Origin of the sequence: Streptomyces sp. G5(2025), assembly GCF_049542075.1 — a bacterium.
GTDB lineage: Bacteria > Actinomycetota > Actinomycetes > Streptomycetales > Streptomycetaceae > Streptomyces.
In genome coordinates this window covers 1,477,951-1,500,113 of the sequence record NZ_JBMUZT010000002.1, presented here as the reverse complement: position 1 = coordinate 1,500,113, position 22,163 = coordinate 1,477,951, and the positions used below count along the sequence as shown (strand labels likewise).

General features: G+C 72.0%; 19 protein-coding genes. 10 read left to right on the top strand and 9 right to left on the bottom strand.

The features are described 5' to 3' along the window. Positions 1-75: 75 nt before the first annotated feature. Complete coding sequence (locus ACOBQB_RS07090; protein ID WP_423590460.1) at positions 76-1,143, top strand: cytochrome P450; 1,068 nt, start codon at positions 76-78, stop codon at positions 1,141-1,143. Here ACOBQB_RS07090 and ACOBQB_RS07085 read toward each other — a convergent pair. After that, positions 1,140-2,117: a GlxA family transcriptional regulator gene (locus ACOBQB_RS07085; RefSeq protein WP_423589657.1), complete on the bottom strand. Its 978-nt coding sequence runs from the start codon at positions 2,115-2,117 to the stop codon at positions 1,140-1,142. The two genes, ACOBQB_RS07090 and ACOBQB_RS07085, sit on opposite strands and share 4 nt — an antisense overlap. A gap of 123 nt (positions 2,118-2,240) precedes the next feature. Here ACOBQB_RS07085 and ACOBQB_RS07080 point away from each other — a divergent pair, with 123 nt between their 5' ends. From ACOBQB_RS07080 to ACOBQB_RS07070, 3 genes are all read left to right on the top strand, one after another. Continuing rightward, the gene (locus ACOBQB_RS07080; protein ID WP_423589656.1) at positions 2,241-2,552 is read left to right on the top strand and encodes a hypothetical protein; all 312 of its coding nucleotides are present in this window, start codon (positions 2,241-2,243) and stop codon (positions 2,550-2,552) included. Between the two features lie 198 nt (positions 2,553-2,750). Further along, positions 2,751-3,479: a dienelactone hydrolase family protein gene (locus tag ACOBQB_RS07075; protein ID WP_423589654.1), complete on the top strand. Its 729-nt coding sequence runs from the start codon at positions 2,751-2,753 to the stop codon at positions 3,477-3,479. Positions 3,480-3,552: 73 nt separating this feature from the next. Then, entirely contained in the window at positions 3,553-4,686 is a 1,134-nt protein-coding gene (locus ACOBQB_RS07070; protein ID WP_423589653.1) for an IS630 family transposase, read from the top strand. A 7-nt stretch (positions 4,687-4,693) separates the two neighbouring features. On the opposite strand, the gene ACOBQB_RS07065 is transcribed toward ACOBQB_RS07070, so the two are convergent. Next, positions 4,694-4,960 (bottom strand): hypothetical protein, encoded by a 267-nt coding sequence (locus ACOBQB_RS07065; protein WP_423589652.1) that lies wholly within the window; start codon positions 4,958-4,960, stop codon positions 4,694-4,696. A gap of 262 nt (positions 4,961-5,222) precedes the next feature. Between ACOBQB_RS07065 and sph the strand changes: the two genes are divergently transcribed. Continuing rightward, complete coding sequence (gene sph / locus ACOBQB_RS07060) at positions 5,223-6,209, top strand: sphingomyelin phosphodiesterase (protein WP_423589650.1); 987 nt, start codon at positions 5,223-5,225, stop codon at positions 6,207-6,209. Positions 6,210-6,262: 53 nt separating this feature from the next. On the opposite strand, the gene ACOBQB_RS07055 is transcribed toward sph, so the two are convergent. Together ACOBQB_RS07055 and zapE are read right to left on the bottom strand one after the other, a co-directional pair. Then, positions 6,263-7,624 carry a PhoX family protein gene (locus ACOBQB_RS07055; protein ID WP_423589648.1) on the bottom strand — a complete coding sequence of 454 codons (1,362 nt, stop codon included), beginning with the start codon at positions 7,622-7,624 and terminating at the stop codon, positions 6,263-6,265. A gap of 124 nt (positions 7,625-7,748) precedes the next feature. Next, positions 7,749-8,840: a cell division protein ZapE gene (gene zapE / locus ACOBQB_RS07050; RefSeq protein WP_423589646.1), complete on the bottom strand. Its 1,092-nt coding sequence runs from the start codon at positions 8,838-8,840 to the stop codon at positions 7,749-7,751. Between the two features lie 36 nt (positions 8,841-8,876). Between zapE and ACOBQB_RS07045 the strand changes: the two genes are divergently transcribed. The 4 genes from ACOBQB_RS07045 to msrB all read left to right on the top strand — a co-directional run bounded on the left by ACOBQB_RS07045 (position 8,877) and on the right by msrB (position 12,332). After that, a complete protein-coding gene (locus ACOBQB_RS07045) occupies positions 8,877-9,716 on the top strand; it encodes a pyrimidine reductase family protein (RefSeq protein WP_423589644.1) in 840 nt (279 codons plus the stop codon). A 133-nt stretch (positions 9,717-9,849) separates the two neighbouring features. After that, entirely contained in the window at positions 9,850-10,323 is a 474-nt protein-coding gene (locus ACOBQB_RS07040; RefSeq protein WP_423589643.1) for an indole-3-glycerol phosphate synthase, read from the top strand. 184 nt (positions 10,324-10,507) lie between these two features. Next, entirely contained in the window at positions 10,508-11,911 is a 1,404-nt protein-coding gene (gene murC, locus ACOBQB_RS07035; protein WP_423589642.1) for a UDP-N-acetylmuramate--L-alanine ligase, read from the top strand. Between the two features lie 13 nt (positions 11,912-11,924). Next, positions 11,925-12,332, top strand: coding sequence for a peptide-methionine (R)-S-oxide reductase MsrB (gene msrB, locus ACOBQB_RS07030; RefSeq protein WP_423589640.1), 408 nt, complete (start codon positions 11,925-11,927; stop codon positions 12,330-12,332). A 345-nt stretch (positions 12,333-12,677) separates the two neighbouring features. On the opposite strand, the gene ACOBQB_RS07025 is transcribed toward msrB, so the two are convergent. Together ACOBQB_RS07025 and ACOBQB_RS07020 are read right to left on the bottom strand one after the other, a co-directional pair. Further along, positions 12,678-14,876, bottom strand: a complete 2,199-nt coding sequence (locus ACOBQB_RS07025; RefSeq protein WP_423589638.1) for an ATP-binding protein — start codon at positions 14,874-14,876, stop codon at positions 12,678-12,680. Then, positions 14,873-15,760, bottom strand: coding sequence for an AfsR/SARP family transcriptional regulator (locus tag ACOBQB_RS07020; protein ID WP_423589636.1), 888 nt, complete (start codon positions 15,758-15,760; stop codon positions 14,873-14,875). The genes ACOBQB_RS07025 and ACOBQB_RS07020 overlap by 4 nt, the downstream gene beginning before the upstream one ends. A gap of 191 nt (positions 15,761-15,951) precedes the next feature. On the opposite strand from ACOBQB_RS07020, the gene ACOBQB_RS07015 reads away from it, so the two are divergent. Further along, positions 15,952-18,924, top strand: a complete 2,973-nt coding sequence (locus tag ACOBQB_RS07015; RefSeq protein WP_423589634.1) for an ATP-binding protein — start codon at positions 15,952-15,954, stop codon at positions 18,922-18,924. Here ACOBQB_RS07015 and ACOBQB_RS07010 read toward each other — a convergent pair. The 3 genes from ACOBQB_RS07010 to ACOBQB_RS07000 form a co-directional block, all read right to left on the bottom strand. Continuing rightward, positions 18,872-19,333, bottom strand: coding sequence for a hypothetical protein (locus ACOBQB_RS07010; protein WP_423589633.1), 462 nt, complete (start codon positions 19,331-19,333; stop codon positions 18,872-18,874). The two genes, ACOBQB_RS07015 and ACOBQB_RS07010, sit on opposite strands and share 53 nt — an antisense overlap. An 11-nt stretch (positions 19,334-19,344) precedes the next feature. After that, positions 19,345-20,619 (bottom strand): hypothetical protein, encoded by a 1,275-nt coding sequence (locus ACOBQB_RS07005; protein ID WP_423589632.1) that lies wholly within the window; start codon positions 20,617-20,619, stop codon positions 19,345-19,347. A 200-nt stretch (positions 20,620-20,819) separates the two neighbouring features. Next, a complete protein-coding gene (locus tag ACOBQB_RS07000; RefSeq protein WP_423589631.1) occupies positions 20,820-22,130 on the bottom strand; it encodes a M28 family metallopeptidase in 1,311 nt (436 codons plus the stop codon). Positions 22,131-22,163 lie beyond the last annotated feature (33 nt).

The window sequence follows — 22,163 nt, the reverse complement described above, 5'->3', positions numbered from 1 at the left end:
AATGAGCCGTCGAGGCCCGCGTCCGGCATGCCCGACCGGCCGCCGGACGCGGGCCTCCCGCCCCTGGAGACCCCGATGCCCCTCTCCGGTACCGACCGGTTCACCCGGACCACCGTCTTCACGCCACGACTCCACGCCCTGCTGCGCGACCACCGCGGTGAGGACGTGTTCCGCCTGGACGCCGACACCATGGGCGTCGCCGGGCCGGAACTGACGGACCGTATCCTCGCCGCCAGGCCGGCCACCGAACACGAACGCCCGACCTTCAAGCCCCTGCACGGCCGTTCCATCTCCCGTACCGAGGCGTCGGGCGTCATGCGGGCGATCGGCCGCGACGTACGTGCCGCGCTGCGGGCGCCCGTGCCGGGCGGTGTCGACCTCACCGGCGTCTGGCCGCACGTCGGCCACGTCTACCTGCGCGACCTGATCCTCGGCGCCGACCCCTACCGGCTGCGCATCCTCATGGACCGCACCCTGGAGCTGACGCCCAAGCTGACCTGGACGGTCATCGCGGCCGGTGCGGCGCTGCCCGGGCGGCCGCGCCCCGGAGCGCCCGTGACCGCGATCGCCGGGCTGACCGCCGACGCCGCGAACTACAGCGACCGGCGGTACGCGATGGGCCTGTACCGGCGGGCGGCGGCCCCCGTGTGCTTCACCGTCTCCACGCTCGTCGCGAGCGCGTACTGGCTCGGGGCGCCCTTCGACGACGACACCCCGAACGAGCACATCCTGTACGAGGCGATGCGGCTGCTGCCGCCCTCCTGGAACATCCTGCGCAACGCGTCCCCTGAGTACCCCGCCCTCGACGCCCGCATCGGTGCGGGCGACGACGTCCTGCTGCTGCCGCTGCTCAGCCACCGGGACCCGGCGCTCTGGGACGACCCCGACACGTTCCGCCCCGAGCGCTGGGCCACCCTCGACCCCGACGGCCACGCCGGCTACCTCCCCTTCGGGCACGCCTCCGAACGCTGCTGGGGGCGGCACATGGTGATGCCGCTGGCCGAGATGCTGCTCGACGTCCTGCGCGCCGACGGAGTGACAGTCGACGCCCGGCAGACCACCGCGAAGGTGCCGCTGGCGGGGCTGCTCGGCGTCGACAAGGTGCGGTTGGTACGGCGGGCACGGCGGGTACGGCAGGCCTAGGGCCTATGGCCTGCCCGGGTCTCATGGGCGTTCTTGGTGCGCCGGAAGGCGCGCCGGTAGGCGGTGGGGGTGGTCTGGGCTTCGCGGGCCAGGTGGAGGCGTAGGTTCGTCGCGGTTCCCAGGCCGGCCCGGTGGGCGATCTCCTCGACGCTGAGATCGGTGGTTTCCAGGAGGCGTCGTGCCTGCTGGAGGCGTTGCGTGTTGATCCAGCGCAAGGGTGTGGTGCCGGTTTCCGCGGTGAAGCGGCGGGCGAAGCCGCGGGGAGAGAGCGAGGCGCGGCGGGCCAGGTCGGCCACCGTCAGCGGATGGTCGAGGTGCTGGAGGGCCCAGGCGCACACGTCGGCCATGCCGGTGCCGTCGGCGGTCAGGGGCCGGGAGATGTACTGGGCCTGGTTGCCCTCGCGGTGGGCGGGCACCACGAGGAGGCGGGCGAGTTCGGCTGCCGTGTCCGCGCCCAGGTCCTCGCGGACCAGGTGCAGGCACAGGTCGATGCCCGCGGTGAAACCGGCGCTGGTCAGGACCGGGTCGGCGTCGATGTACAGGGGCGCGGGGTCGACCTCGACCGCGGGATAGCGGTGGCTGAGGTCGGAGGCGTCCAACCAGTGGGTGGTGGCGCGGCGTCCGTCGAGGAGGCCGGCCGCCGCCAGCGCGAAGGCGCCCGTGCACACCGAGACCACGCGGGCGCCGCGGGCGCCGGCGGCTCGCAGGGCTTCGGCCACAGGCGGTTTGGGCGGATCGTGCGGCTCATAGCCGGGCACGATGATCGTGTCGGCCTCGGCCAGGGCATCGATCCCGCGGGGAGCGACGAGATCGAAGCCGGTGGACGTGGGCACCGGTCCGGCTTCGGCGGCGCACAGGCTGAACCGGTAGCGACCGGGGGACTCTGTGGCCCCGAAGACCTGCGCGGGAATGGCGAGGTCGAAAGCGACGACCCCGGGAAGCGCGAGGGCGACGACATGGTGCGGCTGGTGCATGGCAGGAACCTTACGGCCCGCGTCATTCCTGCCTATCGCGGTGCCCACGCCCCTCTTGCACGATGGGACGGGCCGCCGGATGCCACTGAGGCCCACTTACACCTTTGACCAGAGAGAACTCTGATGCGTTTCCTCGATGCCGCCTCATTCACCGCCGAACGCCCCTGGGGTGCCCTCGATCTCGCCGCCGTGGACGACGCGACGGTACGGCTGCACTGGACCGACCAGCCATACGAGTGGCACGTCAACGACGGCCCGGAAGTGTTCGTCGTCCTGGACGGAGCGGTGGACATGCACTACCGCGTGGACGGCATCGAGCAGGTCGAGCGCCTGACGCCGGGCCGGGTGTGCTGCGTCGAACCAGGAGATGCCCATGTCGCCCACCCGGCGCCGCAGGCGCGCATCCTCGTCGTCGAAAGACGCGGAAGCGTCTGACGGGCCCTAGTGCCGCATCAGGCAACGTTCGCCCCAGCGAAGCGCGAGTGATGATCTTTGTGATACCTTCGGCGCCGCCGTGCACCGCTGCACATTCGAGGAGGTGAGACCGATCAACACTGTCACAGGTCGGGGCTCCCTCCTTTGCATGGCCTAGGGAGCGCCCGCACAAGGCATCCCGAAAGGCTTGAAACGCTAATGCGCTTCACCTCCCAGACGTCGTCGGACGGCGTCACCGAACAGTTCTTCACCCTTGACGAGATCCCCGGCATGCTGTGGACGCCGGAAGACGCCTGCGGTACTCGTCCCCTGATTCTGCTGGGCCATGGCGGCGGGCAGCACAAGATGGCCCCAGGCACCGTGTCCCGCGCGCGCCGCTACGCCGCCGAGGGTTTCGCGGTTGTCGCGATCGACGCGCCCAACCACGGTGACCGGCCCAAGGACGAGGAGTTCGGCCGGATCGCGGCCGAGATGCGGGCCGGCATGGCCGCCGGTGAGAATCCGGGCGCGCTGGTCGCCAGCATGCAGAGCTATCTGGCCCCTCAGGCCGTCGCGGACTGGCAGGCGGTCCTGACTGCGGTCCAGCGTCTCGACCAGGTCGGCGTCGGCCCAGTGGGTTATTGCGGGATGTCGATGGGCTGCGGGCTCGGCATCCCGCTCATCGCCTCAGAGCCCCGGATACGCGCCGCGGTGCTGGGCCTGCTCGGTGTGCACGGGCTGGCCGAGAACGCCGCGCGGATCACCGTGCCGGTGCAGTTCCTCGTCCAGTGGGACGACCAGATGGTTCCGCGGGACCAGAGCCTGGCCTTGTTCGACGCCCTGGCCTCGGCTGAGAAGACGCTGCACGCCAACCCCGGCAAGCACGGGGATGTGCCGTCGTTCGAAGTGGACAGCTCGCTGCGGTTCTTCGCCCGGCATCTGAGCTGACACAAGACCGCAGTGCTCGTTGCGCTGGCCGGAACTCGTTCCCGGCCAGCGCGTTCGGTCCAGGCTGTCCGGCATGGCCGAGCGGGTGCAGGTGCGCGAGATCGATGACGACGAGGGTGTCCGGCTGTTGCGGATCGTGCGGCGCGGCACCGGTTCGGTAGTGACCTGGCGGCGAGCTCAGATGGTGCTGCTGTCCGCGCAGGGCATGCCCGTGGCGAAGATCGCCGAGGTGACGTTCACCAGTGCGGACCGGGTCCGGGACGTGATCCACAACTTCAATGCCGACGGCTTCGACTCGCTCTACCCGAAGTACAAGGGCGGCCGACCCAAGACCTTCACCCTCCCGGAACGCCGTGAGATCAAGAAGTTCGCCAAGTCCCGGCCGGCCGAGCACGGCCTGCCGTTCTCGACCTGGAGCCTGACCAAGCTGGCTGACTTCCTGGTCGCCGAGGGGGTGGTCGACGACATCAGCCACGAGGGCTTGCGGGCCCTGCTCCGCGAGGAGGGCGTGTCGTTTCAACGCGTGAAGACCTGGAAGACCTCCCGCGACCCCGACTACGCGGTGAAGAAGGCCCGCGTCGAGCACCTCTACGCGATCGCCGACGGCGAGGTCATAGCCGAGGGCGGCGAGCCCGAAGTCGTCTTATGCCTCGACGAGTTCGGGCCGCTCAACCTCCAACCCCGCCCCGGGCGGCAGTGGGCCGAGTGCGGCGGACGGCACAAGGGCCCCGACCGGGAGCCCAGGCCCCGCAGGCGGGCGACCTACACCCGCCCGCACGGGGTCCGCCACCTGTTCACCGCCTACGACCTGGCCAAGGACAAGCTTTACGGCCACATCAAGCCGAGGAAGAACCGCACGAGGTTCCTGGAGTTCTGCCGCTACCTGCGCAGCCTCTACCCGCCCAAGATCCGCATCGCGATCGTGCTCGACAACTTCTCCCCACACCTGACCACGAAGAAGGACACCCGAGTCGGCGACTGGGCCACGGCCAACAACGTCGAGATCACCTACACGCCGACCAACAGCTCGTGGCTCAACCGCATCGAGGCCCAGTTCACCGCCCTGCGCTACTTCGCTCTCGACGGCACCGACCATGCCAGCCACAAGGAGCAGGGAAGCATGATCCGCCGCTACATCATCTGGCGGAACAAGCACGCCGCCGACGAACGCCTCCGCGCCGTCGTAAACAGGGCGAACGTTGCCTGATGGGGCACTAGCGGCCCGCGGCAGCCGGTGCGCCGCGGCGGAACAGGCCCGTCCAGAGGAAGGGTTCGCCGAAGAGCGCGGACCGCGCGGGCTCGTCGCGCATGCGGCGCGATTCCACCTCCGTCAGGTCGCGGAAGATCCGCCGCAGCGACTTGTCCTCGTAGGCGCCGCCGCCGTGCGGCCGCGCGTCGCGGTAGAAGTCCGCGTCGGGCAGGGGGGAACCCATGCCGCCCTCGCCCGCCGCGAAGCGGGTGAGGGCGTCGAGTTTCATCACGTCGTCGATCGTGGGCTTCGACCGGCGCCCGCACGCCCGCCGGAGGGCCGCACAGCGCCCTTCCCGGCGTCGCCGGAGCGGCCTTTCGAAGGGGCGAGGGAAACGAACGGCATGTTCACGTGAAGTATCCCCAGAAGTAACCGCGGCTGATTGGATGTTCGAGCGCCCGAACGAAGGCGCGCGCCTTCCGCGTCACCCGAAACAGCAACCCCGGCAACCACCCGGAACAGCAACAGCAACCCCCCACCCTCAGGAGTTCTCCGTGCCGCACTCAGCGCTGCGCAGGTCCCACGCCTCGGCGGTCGCCGCCGCGCTCGCCGCCGCCACGCTCGTCGCCGTCACCCCGTCCGCGAGTGCCGCCGACGGGGTCGCCGCGACCCCCTCGCTCAAGGTGCTCACGTACAACACGTTCCTGTTCAGCAAGACGCTGTACCCCAACTGGGGCCAGGACCACCGGGCCAAGGCCATACCGGCGGCCGGCTTCTTCAAGGGGCAGGACGTCGTCGTGCTTCAGGAGGCGTTCGACAACTCCTCGTCCGACGCGTTGCAGGCGGCCGCCAAGGAGCGCTACCCGCACCAGACCCCGGTCATGGGCCGCGGCAAGGCCGGCTGGGACGCCACCGGCGGCGCCTACTCCTCGGTGACGCCCGAGGACGGCGGCGTGACGGTCCTCAGCAAGTGGCCGATCCAGCGCAAGGAGCAGTACGTCTACAAGGACGCCTGCGGCTCCGACGCGTACTCCAACAAGGGCTTCGTCTACGCGGTATTGGACGTGAACGGCACCAAGGCGCACGTGGTGGGCACGCACGCCCAGTCCACCGACCCCGGCTGCGGCAGCGGCGAGGCGGCGTCGACGCGCGCCAAGCAGTTCAAGGAGATGGACGCCTTCCTGGACGCCAAGAACATCCCGGCGGACGAACAGGTCATCGTGGCGGGCGACTTCAACGTCGACACGCACAGCCCGGAGTACGCCTCGATGCTCGCGGACGGCGGTTTCGTCCCGGCCGACGCCCGCACCGGTCACCCGTACTCCTTCGACACCCGGGACAACTCGATCGCCGCCGAGCGCTACCCGGACGACCCCCGCGAGGACCTGGACCACATCCTGCACCGCAAGGGCCACGCCCGCCCCGCCACCTGGCACAACAACGTGCTCAAGGAACAGAGCGCGCCCTGGACCGTCTCCAGCTGGGGCAAGCAGTACACGTACACGAACCTCTCGGACCACTACCCGGTGACGGCGTACTGATCACCGGGCGCCCGGCGGGGGCACGTGACCGCGTGCCCCCGCCGAGTGCGCCGCTACCTGTGCCAGGGCCCCGTCACGGCGAACGTCGTGCCGGGGGAGTAGCAGTTGACGTACATCGTGTCGTGGTCGGGGGAGAACGTGACGCCCGCGAACTCGCCCCACTCGGGCTTGTCGGGGGTGCCGATGGTCTGGCGGTTGCGGGCCATCGCGTAGACCTCGCCGCGCCGCGTGAGGCCGTAGACGTGCTGCGCGCCGTCGCCGTCCTCGCACACCATCAGGCCGCCGCCGGTCGCCAGGCAGATGTTGTCGGGGGAGTCGCCCGGCAGCTGGATGTCCGTGCTCGGGCCGAAGACGATGACGAGGGTGAGGCGGCGCCCGGCCGGGTCGTACCGCCAGACCTGACCGTAGTGGTCGCCCGCGGAGCCCTCAGAGCTGCGCGCGAAGGACGAGACGAAGTAGACGGACGAGCCGCCCCAGTAGCAGCCCTCCAGTTTCTGCGCGTGCGTGATGCCCTTCGGGCCGAAGTCCTGATGGCGGATGGGTGTCCGCGCGGCCAGCGGGTCCGGGACGTCGACCCACTCGATGCCGTCGAAGCTCGCGCCCGTCTCCTGGACGGAGGACAGGTCCGGCACGCCCGGCACCCGCATCGCCTGGAGCCTGCCGCCCGCGCGCAGCGAACCGCGCCCGCCCTCGGGCTTCTTGGGCAGGAAGCGGTAGAAGAGGCCGAACGGCTTCAGGAAGGCGTCCTCGGTCTCGTAGACGACGCCGCGCCGGGGGTCGACGGCGATCGCCTCGTGCTGGAAGCGGCCCATCGCGGTGAGCGGCACGGCGCCGGTGCGGCGCGGGTCCACCGGGTCGACCTCGAAGATGAAACCGTGGTCCTTGGTGTAGCCGTTCGTACCGGCCATGTCCTCGGTCTCCTCGCAGGTGAGCCAGGTGCCCCAAGGGGTCGGCCCGCCCGCGCAGTTCACGGCCGTCCCGGCGATCGCGACGCGTTCGTCCAGGACGTCGTTTCTCCGGTCGAGGGCCAGCGCCGTACAGCCGCCCTTGGCCGCCGGGTCATACGTGAGGCCCTTGACCGTCGGCACGCCGATCTTGCCGGTGACGCGGTTCTCGTGGTTGCGCACGAGATGGACGCCGCCCTTGCGGCCCGGGAAGGCGGCCATGCCGTCGTGGTTGCTCGGCACCTTGCCCTCGCCCGACCGGAGGGCGTCGCCCTCCCGGGAGAGGACCTTGTAGCGGAACCCCCTGGGCAGGTCGAGCAGGCCCTTGGGGTCGGGGACGAGGGGGCCGTATCCGGCCTTCCCGTGCGCGGCCGCGGTGCCCGCGAAGAGTTCGGAGAGGGCGCCGGTGAAGGCGATTCCCGCGCCCACGGCACCGGTGCGGGCGAGAACCTGACGTCGAGTGGCGGACATGATGGGCAACCTCCTGCTGGCGGACAGGAATGTGACCGGATGTGTGTACCACGTGGCTTGGGGTGCGGGAACCACACGCGTAGCCATTGCTTCGCGTGTGGCGCCCTCACCAGCGCGTGAGCCCTTACGCGGGTACGAGTCCCTTCGCGTCCCGGGCGAGCGCCGTGAGCCGCGATATGGCGCGGAAGTACTTCTTGCGGTAGCCGCCGTTCAGCATCTCCTCGCTGAACAGCCGGTCGAAGGGCACACCGGAGGCCAGCACGGGCACCTCCCGGTCGTACAGCCGGTCGGCGAGCACCACCAGGCGCAGCGCGGTCGACTGATCGGGGACCGGCGTCACCTCCGTGAGGCAGACGGCCGTGAGCTGGTCGGTCAGCGCGCCGTAGCGGCTCGGGTGGACCTTGGCCAGGTGTGCGAGGAGGTGCGGGAAGTCGTCGAGGGAGGCGCCCGCGGTCGCGTACGCCGCCTTGGTGACCTGCTCCCGCGAGTACGGGGCGGGGGCCTCGGGCAGACCGCGGTGGCGGTAGTCCTCGCCGTCGATGCGCAACGCCTTGAAGTGGGCGGACAGGCCCTGGATCTCGCGCATGAAGTCGGTCGCGGCGAACCGGCCCTCACCGAGCTTGCCCGGCAGCGTGTTCGAGGTCGCGGCCAGCGCCACGCCCTGTTCGACCAGCTTGGAGAGCAGCGAGGAGACGAGCACCGTGTCGCCCGGGTCGTCGAGCTCGAACTCGTCGATGCAGAGCAGCCTGTGATCGCTGAGCGTGCGCACCGTCTGCTGGAAGCCGAGCGCCCCGACCAGGTTCGTCAGCTCGACGAAGGTGCCGAACGCCTTCTGCTCGGGCGCCGCGGGCGTCGCGTGCCAGAGGGAGGCGAGGAGGTGGGTCTTGCCGACGCCGTAGCCACCGTCGAGGTAGACACCGCGGGGCCCGGTGGGCGCCGGCGCCTTCTTCCGGAACCACCGCTTCTTGCCCGCCCCGGAGGCGTGGGCCCCGCCGAGCCCGGCCGCGAAGCCGCTCAGGACACGGACCGCCTCGGTCTGGCTGGGCTGGTTCGGGTCCGGGATGTACGTGTCGAATCGGACCGCGTCGAAGCGCGGCGGCGGCACCATCTCGGCGACCAGACGGTCGGCGGGGACGTGGGGCTCGCGGGCGCACAGGGACAGCGGAGCCACGTCGGCGAGGGAGCTGGGCCCGGAGGCGGAGGGGGAGGACGACACGGTTCCCCAGCTTAAAGGGCGTGCGAGACTGCGGATATGCGACGCCTGTTCCCTGTGACCGACCAGACAGCCGATACAGCCGAGACAGTCGATAAAGCGGAGACAGTCGATACAGCCGATACAGCCGACACGAGCACCGCTGGCGCACGGGACTGGAGCCTCGACGAGCTGGCCGACGCGTACGCCTACCCCCCGGGGGTTGCCGACGGGGAGGCCACCTGGCTGCGCGCCAACATGGTGTCCACGCTCGACGGCGCCGCGCAGCACGACGGCCGCTCCCAGCCCATCTCCAACGACACCGACATGCGCATTTTCGGCACCCTGCGCGGGCTCGCCGACGCCGTGATCGTGGGCGCCGAGACGGTACGGCTTGAGGGCTACCGCCCGGCACGCGCGCGTGAGGCCTTCGCGGAGCGCAGGGCGGTGGCCGGGCAGACCCCGGCGCCCGCCATCGCGGTCGTCAGTGCGAGCCTCGACCTGGATTTCTCCCTTCCGCTTTTCACCGAGCCGCTGACGCCCACGCTCGTGGTGACCGGCGCCGCCGCGTCCGCCGACAGGATCGCCGCCGCCGAGCAGGCGGGTGCCGTCGTGGTGCTCGCCGGCGAGGGCGCGACCGTGGACCCGGCGCGCGTGGCGCCCGCCCTGGCCGAGCGCGGGCTGACCCGGCTGCTCACCGAGGGCGGGCCGCGTCTGCTCGGGCAGTTCGTGGCCGCGCGGGCGCTGGACGAGCTCTGTCTGACGGTCTCGCCGATGCTCACCGCGGGGGACGCGCAGCGGATCGCGGGCGGCCACGCGCTGGCGACGCCCGACCAATTCGTACTGGCGTCCGTACTGGAAGAGGACGGGTTCCTTTTCACCCGATACCGTCGAAGCTGACAATAAGCGGAATTGGCCGTTCCGTTTCGCTTCGGGCGGGCACACTAGATCTCGCAGACCCCCGTGCGGCCACGGGGCAGGATGGTTTCCGCAAGGGCCTCAGGACGGCCCACGGATGAGAAGGGCGCCTGTCGTGTTCACAAGCGTATTGATGATCGAGAAGGCCCTGACGTCCGCCGACGTGGAATTCGTCACCACTTTGCACGGTGACGAGCCGGTCACCTTCCACGTGCTGCTCCAGCCCCGGGGCGACCAGGCGGACCGGCTGCTGCGGGCCATCGACGACGTCGCCCTGGGCGAGCTCGACGAAGCGGCACGCGAGGGCGAGACCCCCGAGGGGAAGGACGCGGCGGCCCTCGGCGAGCAGGCGCTGCGGGTCTCGCTGACGGCGCTGCGCGCGGCGGGCTGCGAGGCGCAGGGGCGGCTCATCGAGGACCACCCGCTGGACGCGCTACAGGCGCTGGTCGACGACGTGGGCGCCGACGAGGTGATCGTGCTGACCGACCCGCACTACGTGGAGGAGTTCTTCCACCGGGACTGGGCCTCGCGGGCGCGGCACAAGGTGGGCGTACCGGTGCTGAAGCTGTTCTCGCACAGCGAGGCGTGACGCTTCGCTGTGCGGGGGCGGTTCCTGTTCCGCGGGTCCGTCGTGGCTGGTCGCGCAGTTCCTCGCGCCCCCCAGGGGCGCCCCCTGGCGGGGCGCGATGCCGCTCTCCTCGGAGGCAATAGGCTGGGGCCGTTCACCGTCGTACGAATGCGACTCTCGTCGCACCACCAGGGGAGACACACGCATGGCACCCGGCCTGCCCCAGTCCATGGCCGACATGGGCCGACCGCACTTCATCGGCATCGGCGGCGCCGGCATGTCGGGCATCGCGAAGATCCTGGCCCAGCGCGGCGCCGAGGTCGCGGGCAGCGACGCCCGGGAGTCGGCCACGGCCGAGGCGCTGCGCGCGCTCGGCGCCACGGTCCACATCGGGCACGACGCCGCGCACCTGGCGTCCGACGCGACCTGCGTCGTCGTCTCCTCCGCGATCCGCGCCGACAACCCCGAACTGGCCCGCGCCGCCGAGCTCGGTATCCCCGTCGTGCACCGCTCGGACGCCCTGGCGTCCCTGATGAACGGTCTGCGCCCGATCGCCGTGGCCGGCACGCACGGCAAGACCACGACGACGTCGATGCTCGCCGTCACGCTCGCCACCCTCGGCCTCGGCCCGTCGTACGCGATCGGCGGCGACCTGGACGTGCCGGGTTCGAACGCCCTGCACGGCGAGGGCGACATCTTCGTCGCCGAGGCCGACGAGAGCGACCGCAGCTTCCACAAGTACGCGCCCGAGGTCGCCATCGTCCTCAACGTGGAGCTCGACCACCACGCCAACTACGCGTCGATGGACGAGATCTACGAGTCCTTCGAGACGTTCGCGGGCAAGATCGTCCCCGGCGGCACGCTGGTGATCTCGGCGGACCAGGCGGGCGCCGTCGAGCTGACCGAGCGCGTCCGGGGCCTGGGGCAACTGAAGATCGTCACCTACGGCGAGTCCGACACCGCCGACCTGCGCATCCTCAAGATCACCGCACGCGGCCTGACCAGCGAGGTCACAGTCGTCCTGGACGGCAAGCCGCTGACCTTCACGGTCTCGGTGCCCGGCCGCCACTACGCGAACAACGCCGTTGCCGCCCTCGCCGCGGGCATCGCCCTCGGCATCCCGGCGCGCGACCTCGCCTCCGCGCTCGGCTCCTACACGGGCGTCAAGCGCCGCCTCCAGCTCAAGGGCGAGGCGGCGGGCGTGCAGGTCATCGACTCGTACGCGCACCACCCGACGGAGATGACGGCCGACCTGGAGGCGATGCGCTCCGCCGCCGGCGACTCCCGCATCCTCGTCCTCTTCCAGCCCCACCTCTTCTCGCGCACCCAGGAACTGGGCACCGAGATGGGCCAGGCCCTGGCCCTCGCGGACTCCTCCGTCGTCCTCGACATCTACCCGGCCCGCGAGGACCCGATCCCCGGCATCACCAGCGCCCTGATCATCGACGCGGCCCGCGAGGCCGGCGCCGAGGTGGCGGCCTCGCCGGACAAGGACGCGGCGGTCGCGGCCGTCGCGGGAATGGCGAAGCCCGGCGATCTCGTTCTGACCATGGGAGCGGGCGACGTCACGGACCTCGGCCCGCGGATCCTGGCCGAGCTGTCGAAGTAAAGGGGACCCCACCATGTCGTACGACGTCGAGAAGCCGGACGAGCAGTGGCGCGCGGAGCTGACCCCCTCGGAGTACGCGGTGCTGCGCCAGGCCGGGACGGAACCCGCCTTCGTGGGGGAGTACACGGACACCAAGACGAAGGGTGTCTACTCCTGTCGCGCGTGCGGCGCGGAGCTGTTCACCTCCGGGGAGAAGTTCGAGTCGCACTGCGGCTGGCCGAGCTTCTTCGACCCGAAGGACACGGACGCGGTCGAACTGCTCCAGGACACCTCGCACGGCATGGTGCGCACGGAGGTGCGGTGCGCGCGCTGCGGGTCGCACCTCGGCCATGTCTTCGAGGGCGAGGGGTATCCCACGCCGACTGATCAGCGGTACTGCATCAACTCGATCTCGCTGCGGCTCACGCCGGACGAGGGCTGAGCGAGGCGCGGCTCGTGAGCACGGCGGCGGGGTCACCGCCGCCGTGCGGGCGTGCGCGGTCAGGCGCGGGGCCCTCCCGGGTGGGGAGGGGCGGTGTGAGCGGGGTTCTTCGCCGCGTTCGTTTCAGTGGTGGAGTTCCCTGAAGGCATGCAAATCAGTACCCCCACGACGGTTGCTGCAATCCCGATGATGGCGGGGGCCAGTCGGACGTACTTCGGGATTCCCGTGTATTTCTTCGGTGGCATGTGCGGATGAACTCCACTCTCGGTACTGCGAGCACTTGACGGGGTTGAAGGTACCGTCCCCGGGCGGTGCTCGTGCAGGAAAGTGGAAATCACCGAGAATTTATCCCCGCTGCTCGGGATATCGGTCCGGAATGATTGATTCCGCCCTCGCCGCACTTGCCGCACTTGCCGCACTTGCCTCCGCCAACGCCGCCCGCGCCCGAGCCGCCTCGTCCGCCGCCCCCGTGCGCTCGGCCACGGCCACCGCCACCGCGAGGTGATCCGCCGCCGACGCCGTGCGGCCCAGGCGGTGCTCCGCCGCCCCCAGGCCACGCAGGGCCTGCGCTTCCTCGTGGGCCGCGCCGATGCTCCGCGCCAGGTCCAGCGCGTGCGTGTGGTGCTCGGCCGCCTCCTCGAAGCGGGCCGCCGCGTGCAGGGCGAGGCCCATTCCGTGCAGGGTTATCGAGGCATTGCGCCGGTCGCCGAGACGCTGAAACGCGCTGAGCGAATCCTGGTACAGGTCGAGCATGGCATGGAGTTCCCGCGGCGAATCCATCGTATTGGCGAGATTGACTTGCGCCATGGCGTGCTCCGCGGCGGTGCCGGAAATGGCGAGCAGTTTCCGGGCCTCCTGGAGATATCTCCGCGCGGATTCCCTCTCGCCCACGCGCTGCTGGAGATCCGACAGGTTATTGAGCACATGCGCCTCTTCGTGCGCGTCACCGGCCGTACGGAACAGGGCGAGTGCCGCATGGAAATGATCACGGGCGGCCGTGAAATCACCCAGGTAAAGGTGCGTGATCCCGAGGTTGTTGCGCGAGCGCGCGATCTGCCACGGATCGCCCGAACGCGTGCGCAGCGCGAGGGTCTCCTCCTGGTCGGCGAGGGCCTCCGGCAGATGGCCGAGGTTCCACAGCAGCACGCCCCGGGCGTGCAGCACCTGCGCCACCGTCGTGCCGTCGATGTCCCGGGCCGTGCGCAACGCCCGCCCGAGGACGGTCAGGGCCTGCTCGTACTGGCCGCTCCGCGACAGCGCGGTGCCCTGGTCCACCAGCGCGTACACCTCGGCCTCCGGGTGGGCGAGGCTCCGCCAGTGCTCCGCGGCGGCCCGGTGCATGCCCTGGGCGTCGGCCGAATACCGCTCCTCCAGCAGGAAGCTTGCGAGGGACCCGGCGAGCAGCGCCGCCTCGTGCGGGCGGCCGTGGGTCCGGCAGTGGCGCTCCGCGGCGATCAGCGCGGAGCACTCCGCGGTCAGCCAGCGCCGGGCGTCGGCGGCGCCGCTCCACGCGGGTATCCGGTATGCGGATAGACGGCGGGGAAGGTGCGGGCGCGGGCGGCGCGGGGCGATGAGCCGGTCCGCCGCGTCGGATGCCTGTACGTAGAAATCGATCAGTCGGCGCCGGGCGCTTTCCCGCTCTGCGGGCTCCAGTTCGGATGCCGCCAGCATGCGCGAGTATTCGGCGAGAAGATCATGAGTGGTGTATCGGTCAGGTGCCGGTTCCTGAATGAGATGGGCGTCGAGGAGACCTTCGAGTATGCGTTCCGCACGGTCGAATGTGAGATCAGTGAGCGCGGCCGTGCTGAAAGCGTCGTAATCCGGGCCGAGGTGCAGACCGAGAAGCCGGAAAACGGATCTTTCCTCGGGGTGCAGCGTGGAGTAGGAGACCTCGAAGGCGCGGGCCATCTCCTGGTTGCCGTCCCGGATCTCGCGCAGTCTGCCGTGCCCGTGGGTGAGCCGGTGCAGCAGATGGCCGGTCGTCCAGGAGGGGCGGGAGGCCAGGCGTCTCGCGGCGAGCTCCGTGGCCAGCGGGAGCCGTCCGCAGAGCCGGACGATGGCGGTGACCTCGCGGACGCGCGGTGTGCGGCCCTCACCGGCCAGCTCCCGGAACAGGGCGACCGCGTCCTCCTCGGGGAGTACGTCGAGCAGGACCGGCCGGACCCCGGGCAGCCCGGAGAGCCGGCGGCGGCTGGTGACGATCATCAGCGAGGGGGAGGGGCCGGGCAGCAGGGGCCGCACGTGCTCGGGGTCGGCCGCGTCGTCCAGGACGATGACGGCGCGGCGGTGGCTGAGCAGCGTACGCCACAGGCTGACGAGGTCGTCGAGCTGGTCCGGGAGGTCCGCCGCGGGGACCCCGAGCATGCGCAGCAGTGCCCCGAGGGCGGACGTGGCGCACAGGGGCGAGCGGCCCGGGGAGTGGGCGCGCAGATCGAGGTGGAGCTGCCCGTCGGGGAACAGGGGTTCCAGGCGCCGGGCCGCGTGCAGCGCGAGCAGCGTCTTGCCGACGCCCGCCATGCCCGAGATGGCCTGCAACGCGATCACGGCGCCGTCCCCCGCTCCGCCGCGCGGGTGATCGCCGCCAACTCAGCCTGTCGGCCCACCAGTTCGGCGTGACGGGGCAGGGTGTGCGGGGCGGTGGCGGCGGGCTCGTGGCGGGGGAGCAGCTGGTGCGTGGGGGCGCCGTTCAGGACGAGGCGGTGCAGTCGCGTGAGGGTCTCGCCCGGATCGGTGCCGAGACGCTCGCGCAGCCGGCGGCGCACGCTCTCGTACACGTGCAGGGCCTCGGCCTGTCTGCCGCAGCCGTAGGTCGCGGTCATGAGCTGGGCGGCCAGGGTCTCGTCGTCGGGATGCCGCTCCAGCAGCGCGGCGATGTCCGGGACGAGTTCGGCGTAGTGCCCCAGGCGCAGTTCCGCCCCGATCCGGGTCAGCTGGGCGGCGAGCCGCTTCTGCGCCAGGCTCTCGCGGATGCTCTCGGCCCAGGGACCGCCGAGCCCCGCCAGCGGCTCGCCGTGCCACAGGCCCGCCGCCTCCCGCAGCAGGGCGAGGGCGGCGTTGTCGTTGGCGGCGTCGGCGCCGTCGGTCAGGGCGCGGGACCGGGCGGCCAGCTGTTCGAACCGGTGGCAGTCGACCTGCTCGGGGCGGACATCGAGCAGGTAGGTGTGGGCCCGCTGGACGAGCAGCCCGTCGCCGGCGCTCTCCCGCAGGCGCCGCCGGATCCGGGCGGCGTAGGTGTGCAGTCCCGCGCGCGGCTTGGCGGGCGGGGAGTCGTCCCACAGGCGGTGGATCAAGGAGTCCAGGGAGACGGGGCGGCCCGCGTCGAGGGCGAGGGCCGCGAGGACGAGGCGTTCTTTGGCGGAGCCGAGGAGGTCGATTCGCCCGTCGTATTCCAGGGCGACGTTTCCCAGGACGCGAATCCCGATCTCCACGAGTGCCCCCGTCCGCCGGTCGGCCTGTGCTGTGAATGAGCACCAAAGAATCGCATGAGGTCGATATCGTTCAAATAGTGACGGCCATTGGTTCACTTCATTGGCTTGTTCTGGCTTAACCGTTCTTCCGGGGCGGGGTATTCGGTCTGACGCGAGTGCCTGGCGGGTAGGACGCTGAAACGGTGTGAGCCGTGGATCTCTGGAGAGGCGGCGCCATGGACCAGGTGACGGCCCTGGAATTGACGGCCGCCCTGACACTGGCGGCCGCCCGGCCGGGGGCGCGGCGCGCACTGCTCGACACGGTGAGCGCCTCGGCCGACGCCGCCACGGCGGATCTGTTCCGCGCCTGGGCGTCGGCGCAGCAGACCGAGGCCACCGGTGAGACCCACCGGGCACTGGGCGCCGCCCTCGCCCAGCAGGCCGCGCACCGCCCCGAGCTGGCGCGGGAGTTACGGCACTGGATCACGGCCACCCTCGGTCCCGGCGCCCTCGCACCCGCCCCCGCGGACGTCGCCAACTCCATCGACGGGACGGCCCGCATCCAGGGCGCCGCCATCCAGGCCCACGGCATCCACGGCGGCGTGCACATCCATCCCGCCGCGCCCGCCCCCGCCGCACCCGGCGGCCTCGGCATCCCGCGCCAACTCCACCCCGTACCGGACCACTTCACCAACCGGGTGCGGGAGCTGGCCGAACTGGACCTGCGGGCGGCCGAGGCGCGGACGGCGCCGGTCATCGCGGTCATCAGCGGCCCCGCCGGGGTCGGCAAGACCACGCTGGCCAGGCGCTGGCTGCTCGGCCTGGCCGACGCCTTCCCAGACGGCCAGCTCTACGCCGATCTGCGCGGCCACTCCGAGGGCGGCCCCGCACGGCCGGGAGAACTGCTCGGACAGTTCCTGCGGGCCCTCGGACAGGAGCGCATCCCCGCCGACCTGGGGGAGCAGGCCGCCCTGTGGCGTTCGGCGACCGCCGGACGCCGCGTCGTCGTACTGCTGGACAACGCGCTCAGCGCCGCGCAGGTCCGCCCGCTGCTGCCCGGCGGCGCCCGCGCGCTCACGGCGGTGACGAGCCGGGGGCGGCTGAGCGGCCTCGGCATGGACGGCGCGACGTTCCACCCGCTGGACGTGCTCGGCACCGGTGACGCCGTGGAGCTGCTCCGCCGCCGGATCGGTGCCGACCGCGTCACCCGGGAGCCCGAGGCCGCCCTGGCGGTGGCCGAGGCGTGCGCGGGCCTGCCGCTCGCGGTGTGCGTCGCGGCGGCGCGGGTGGCATCGCGGCCGAGGCAGCCGCTGGCGGCGATGGCGGGCGCGCTCGGGGGCGGCGCGGGCGGCGCGCTGGACGTGCTGCGCGTCGAGGGGGAGTACGCCGTGCGGGCCGCCCTCGACGCCTCGTACCGCCTCTTGAGCCCGGAACTCGCGTGCGGCTACCGGAGGTTGGGCCTGGCGCCGGTGCCCCTGCTCGGCGTCGAGGCCGCCGCCGCGGCCTGCGACCTGAGCACGCGGGAGGCGGACCAGCTGCTGGACGAGCTGGCGGAGGTGAACCTCCTCGAAGACCTCGGCCCCGAGCCCCGCACCGGGACCGGTCGCTACCGCTTCCACGACCTGGTCAGGGCGCACGCGGGACAGCTCGCCGCCGAACACGAGGGCTCCGCCGGCAGCGGAGCGGCGGTGCGGCGCGTCGTGGACTTCTACCTGTACGCCGCCACCGAGGCGGAGACCCTCCTCACCCCCAGCCACCGCATCCTGCCGCGCGGCTACGCCCACCGTCCGGCGCCGCCCCCGCCGTTCGCCGACGCACACGGCGCGCTCGCCTGGCTCGACGCCGAACGGGCCCACCTGATGGCCGCGTTGCGCACCGCCGCCGAGCACGGCTGGCACGACACCGCGTGGATGCTCACCGACGCCATGTGGCCGCTCTTCCTGCGCCTTCGCCCGTACGAGCTGTGGGTCGAGGCCCACGAGACCGGACTCGCGGCGGCCCGCCGGGCGGGGAACAGGGAGGCCGAGAGCCAGATGCTCACCTCCGGCGGCGCCGGGCTGCGCAACGCGGGACGGCCCGACGCGGCGGTCGGTTGGTTCGGGCAGGCGCTGGAGGTGGCGCGGGAGAGAGTGGCCGCGGCGCGAGAGGAAGTGGTCGTGGCGGGGGAGGGTGCGGCTGCTCCGCGGGAGGGAGTGGCTGTGGCGGGGGAGGAGGTGGCTGCGCTGCGAGAGGGAGCGGCTGTGGCGCGGGAGGAAGTGGTCGTGGCGGGGGAGGGAGTGGCTGTGGCGCGAGAGGAGGTGGCTGCTCCGCGGGAGGGAGTGGCTGTGGCGGGGGAGGAGGTGGCTGCGCCGCGAGAGGGAGCGGCTGTGGCGCGGGAGGAAGTGGTCGTGGCGGGGGAGGGAGTGGCTGCGCCGCGAGAGGAAGTGGCTGCGGCGCGGGAGAGAGTGGCCGCGGCGCGAGAGGAAGTGGTCGTAGCGGGGGAGGGTGCGGCTGCTCCGCGGGAGGGAGCGGCTGTGGCGGGGGAGGAGGCGGCTGCGTCGCGAGAGGGAGCGGCTGTGGCGCGGGAGGGCGTGGGCTCGGTGCGGGAGACGCACCCCGGTCGGCAGGGACCCGGCACCGGTGGCCCGGACGTGCTGACGGCCGCCCGCCGGGCCGAGGCCCAGGCGCTGCACGGCCTCGGCCAGTCGCACCGGCTGGCCGGGCGGCTGCCCGAGGCCCTCCGCTGCTTCCGCCTGGCGCTGCCACTGCGCGAGGCGATCGGATACGCGCGCGGAGCGGCCCTCACCAGGATCTGCCTCGGCGACGTCGCGCTGGCGGACGGGCGCCCCGAGGAGGCGCTGCCCGAACTGGCCGCAGCCAGAGCCGCGTTGATGGCCGAGGGCGACCTCTACGACGCGGCCCGCGCCCTGGCCTTCCTCGGCCAGGCCGCACTGAGGTGCGCGGGCGACGACGCGGCCGCGGTCGAGGCGGCGGAGGCGCAACTGACCAAGGCGCTCGGCGAGTTCGAGAGCGCCGGGTCCGTGCACTGGCAGGGGCGCGTCCTGGAGATGCTCGGCGAGGCGGCCGAGGACCGCCGGGAGACGGAGCGGGCCAGGGCCTGGTACGACCGGTCCCTGGCCCGCTACCGGAGCGTCAGCGCTCCCGATGTGCGGCGGCTCGAAGGGCGCCTGAACGGTCTTGGCTGACCCCCCGGCCCCCAGGGCACTGCCCGGTCCGGCCGGGGGAACGCCCGAGCAGGACCTCCCCGTACCACACGCGCAGCAGGGGTACGACGTCCCCTTCCACCGCCTCTCTCGTCTCCACGGACGGCCCGGCCCACCGGGAGCCGCGCCGGGCGTGCGTCACCTGGTCGCCGCCCGCCCGGCGGACCACCACCAGCAGGCAGCCGGGATAGCGCTCCAGGGTGCGCAGGGCCAGCGGCACCGTATCCGGGCCGCGGCGCGGGCGGCCCGCGTAGAGCACATCGGCACACTGCCGCCACGTCTCGCCTCCGGGACGGCCCGTGACGTGACACAGGTGGGGGCAGTCGAGGCAGACGATCACGGGGGCGTACGTGTCCGCCGGGCCCGGCGGCGCGGCCGCCACGGCGGACACGGCCGGCGCCCTCACGCCGGGATCCCGCCGGCCGCCCCCATGCCCGCCGGAGCCGCCGGCACCGGCAGTACCGGAAGCGACGCCTCGTAGGCGGGCTGGCCGATGCCCAGGAGCCGGTACATCAGCCTGCGGGTGTTGCGGGCGAACCGCCCCGGCTCCGAGGAGATGCGCCGCCCGATCCGCGCGTACTCCTCGGCGGGGTACTCGGAACGCGCGTACGCGAGCTGCTCCGGCAGCGGGTGTGCCGGGGACAGGGCGGGCGCGGCGCGGGCCAGTTCGACGGCGGGGGAGTCGGGGTTGATGTCGGCGCCGGGGTAGCGGGCCAGCAGGATGACCGCGCGGGTCAGTGTGGCGTACAGCGTCACGGAGCCGTGGTCGCCGATCACCCAGTCGGCGGCGATCAGCGGAACACGCCAGTCCGTGTCCGGCGGCAGTACGGTGATGCCCCGCCGCTCGGCGGCGGCCAGCCACGACCGGACCTGCCAGTCGCCATGCCCGGACCAGACGTTGGGGTGCACCAGGACCGCGATGCGGTACCGCGCGGGGTCGAGTTCCGTCAGGAGCCGGGGCAGGAGGGCGTCCAGCCGGTTGAACGACGAGCCGAGCCCCCACGTGGAGGAGACGAGGATCAGCTGCTGCCCGCGGCGCAGGCCGAGGGCCGTGCGGTAGCGGCGGCGCAGCGGCAGGCTCGCCACGACCCGGTCGTGACAGGCGTCGCCCACCACCTCGCTGACGGGCAGCGCCTCGGGGCAGGTGCGGGCCAGGGTGGCCAGGTCCTCGCGGTGGGCGAGGGCCAGCGCCTTCGGCACCACCTCGCCGTCGCGGGTCAGGTACTGCCGCCCCAGCTCCCCGACGGTGCGCGGCGCCCCCGGGTCGCGGTCGTCCGCCGTACGCGACAGCTTGATGTGGCCCGCGCCGTGCGGCATCCGCAGCAGGGGGCCGCGCAGCCGGTCGATGCCCTGCGAACCGGCCGCGAGCACCAGGTCGAACTCCCGGCGCACCGCCTCTTCCCAGGGCAGTACGGCGCTGTTCAGCGCGCGCAGGGTGCGCTCCGCCCCCGCGTTGAAGGCGTGCGGAGCGATGGTGAAGTGGGTCTGGATCCGCAGGTCCGACTCCAGCAGCGGGAGCACGTCCCGCAGCCGGCTGCCGTAGACCTCGGTGTGGACGACGACGAGGACGCGCTTGCAGTGGGTCAGGGTCAGCCACTGCGAGTCGTGCCCGGGTCCGGAGAGGGCTCCGGACCCGGGTAACGGCCCCGTGGAGGTGGTGCTGCTCTCAACCGCCATGGTCTCGTCTCCCCCGGTGGTGTGGACTCCCGTTGGGTGTTCGGGCTTCGGCCGGGGGATGCCCCGAAGTCCGGGCGGAAGGCTTGCGCGGCGCTTGCGGAATCCTTGCAGCGCGAAATCCTTGCAGCGCGAAATCCGTGCAGCGCGGGACCCGTGCAGCGCGGAACCCTTTGGTGAGGAAACGCGTGCCGGGGCGTGGGCTAGAAGGTCAGCTTCCAGCTGTTGAGGTAGCCGGTGTCCTGCGCCGCCACGTCCTGTACCCGCAGCTTCCAGGCGCCGTTGGCGCTCTCACTGGACGCGTCGACCGTGTACGTCGCGATGACGTTGTCCGCCGAGTCGTTGCCGCTGGAGTTCTTCAGGCGGTACGCGGTGCCGTCCGGGGCGAGCAGGTCGATGACCACGTCGCCGCGCCAGGTGTGGCGGATGTCGACGTCCACCTTGAGGGCGGCCGGGGCGTTGCCGGTGCGGCCGGCCACGTTCACCGTCGAGGTCACCGCGGCGCCGTTGTCCGGGACGGCGACGTCGGTGGTGTTCTCGTACGCGTCACCGGGCGGGACCGGGGTGTCCGTGCCGAGGGTCCATACGGCGTGGGCGATGGCGTCGCTGTTGCGGTCCAGGGCGGTGTCGTTGATGTTCGTCGTGGTGTCGCACGACGAGTGGTAGCAGCGGTCGAAGGCCTGGCCCGCCGTGCCGCCCCACTTCTGCGCCTGCGCGCTGGACTTGGCGCGCTCGGCGCCGCTGAAGAGACCGCCGACGGGGATGCCGACGTTCTTGAACGGGGCGTGGTCGGAGCGGCCGTCGCCCTCGGTCTCGATCTCCGTCGGGACGTTCAGAGCGGCGTAGTAGTCCTTGAACGTCTTCTCGATGGCCGGGTCGTCGTCGTAGACGAAGTAGCCGGCGTTCGGCGAGCCGATCATGTCGAAGTTCAGATAGCCGCTGACCTTTGAACGCTCCGCGGTGGGGAGGTTGTTGACGTAGTACCGGGAACCGACCATGCCCAGCTCCTCGGCGCCCCACCAGGCGAACCGCAGGTGTTTCGTCGGCTTGAGCTGCGCGCGGGAGACCGCGAGCGCCGTCTCCAGGACGCCCGCCGAGCCCGAGCCGTTGTCGTTGACGCCGGGTCCGGAGGAGACGCTGTCCAGGTGCGCGCCCGCCATGAGGACCTTGTTCGGGTCGCCGCCCGGCCAGTCCGCGATGAGGTTGTAGCCCGTGGCGCCGCCGGACGTGAACTGCTGCACGGTCGTGGTGAACCCGGCCGCGTCCAGCTTGCCCTTGACGTAGTCGATGGAGGCCTTGTAGCCGGGGCGGCCGTGGGCGCGGTTGCCGCCGTTGGCCGAGGCTATGGACTGGAACTGGGTCAGGTGCGCCTTGACGTTGGCGAGCGGGAGGTCGGGCGCCGCGAGCGTGGGTGACGGGGCGGCGGGCGCGGCGATGGCGGGAGCGGCGGTGGCGAGCAGGCCGCCGATGGCCACGGTGGCGGCACCGACGGCCGCACGTCTGAAGAGGTTCATGTGTGGGGCTCCGTATTCCGAACAGCGAGGGGG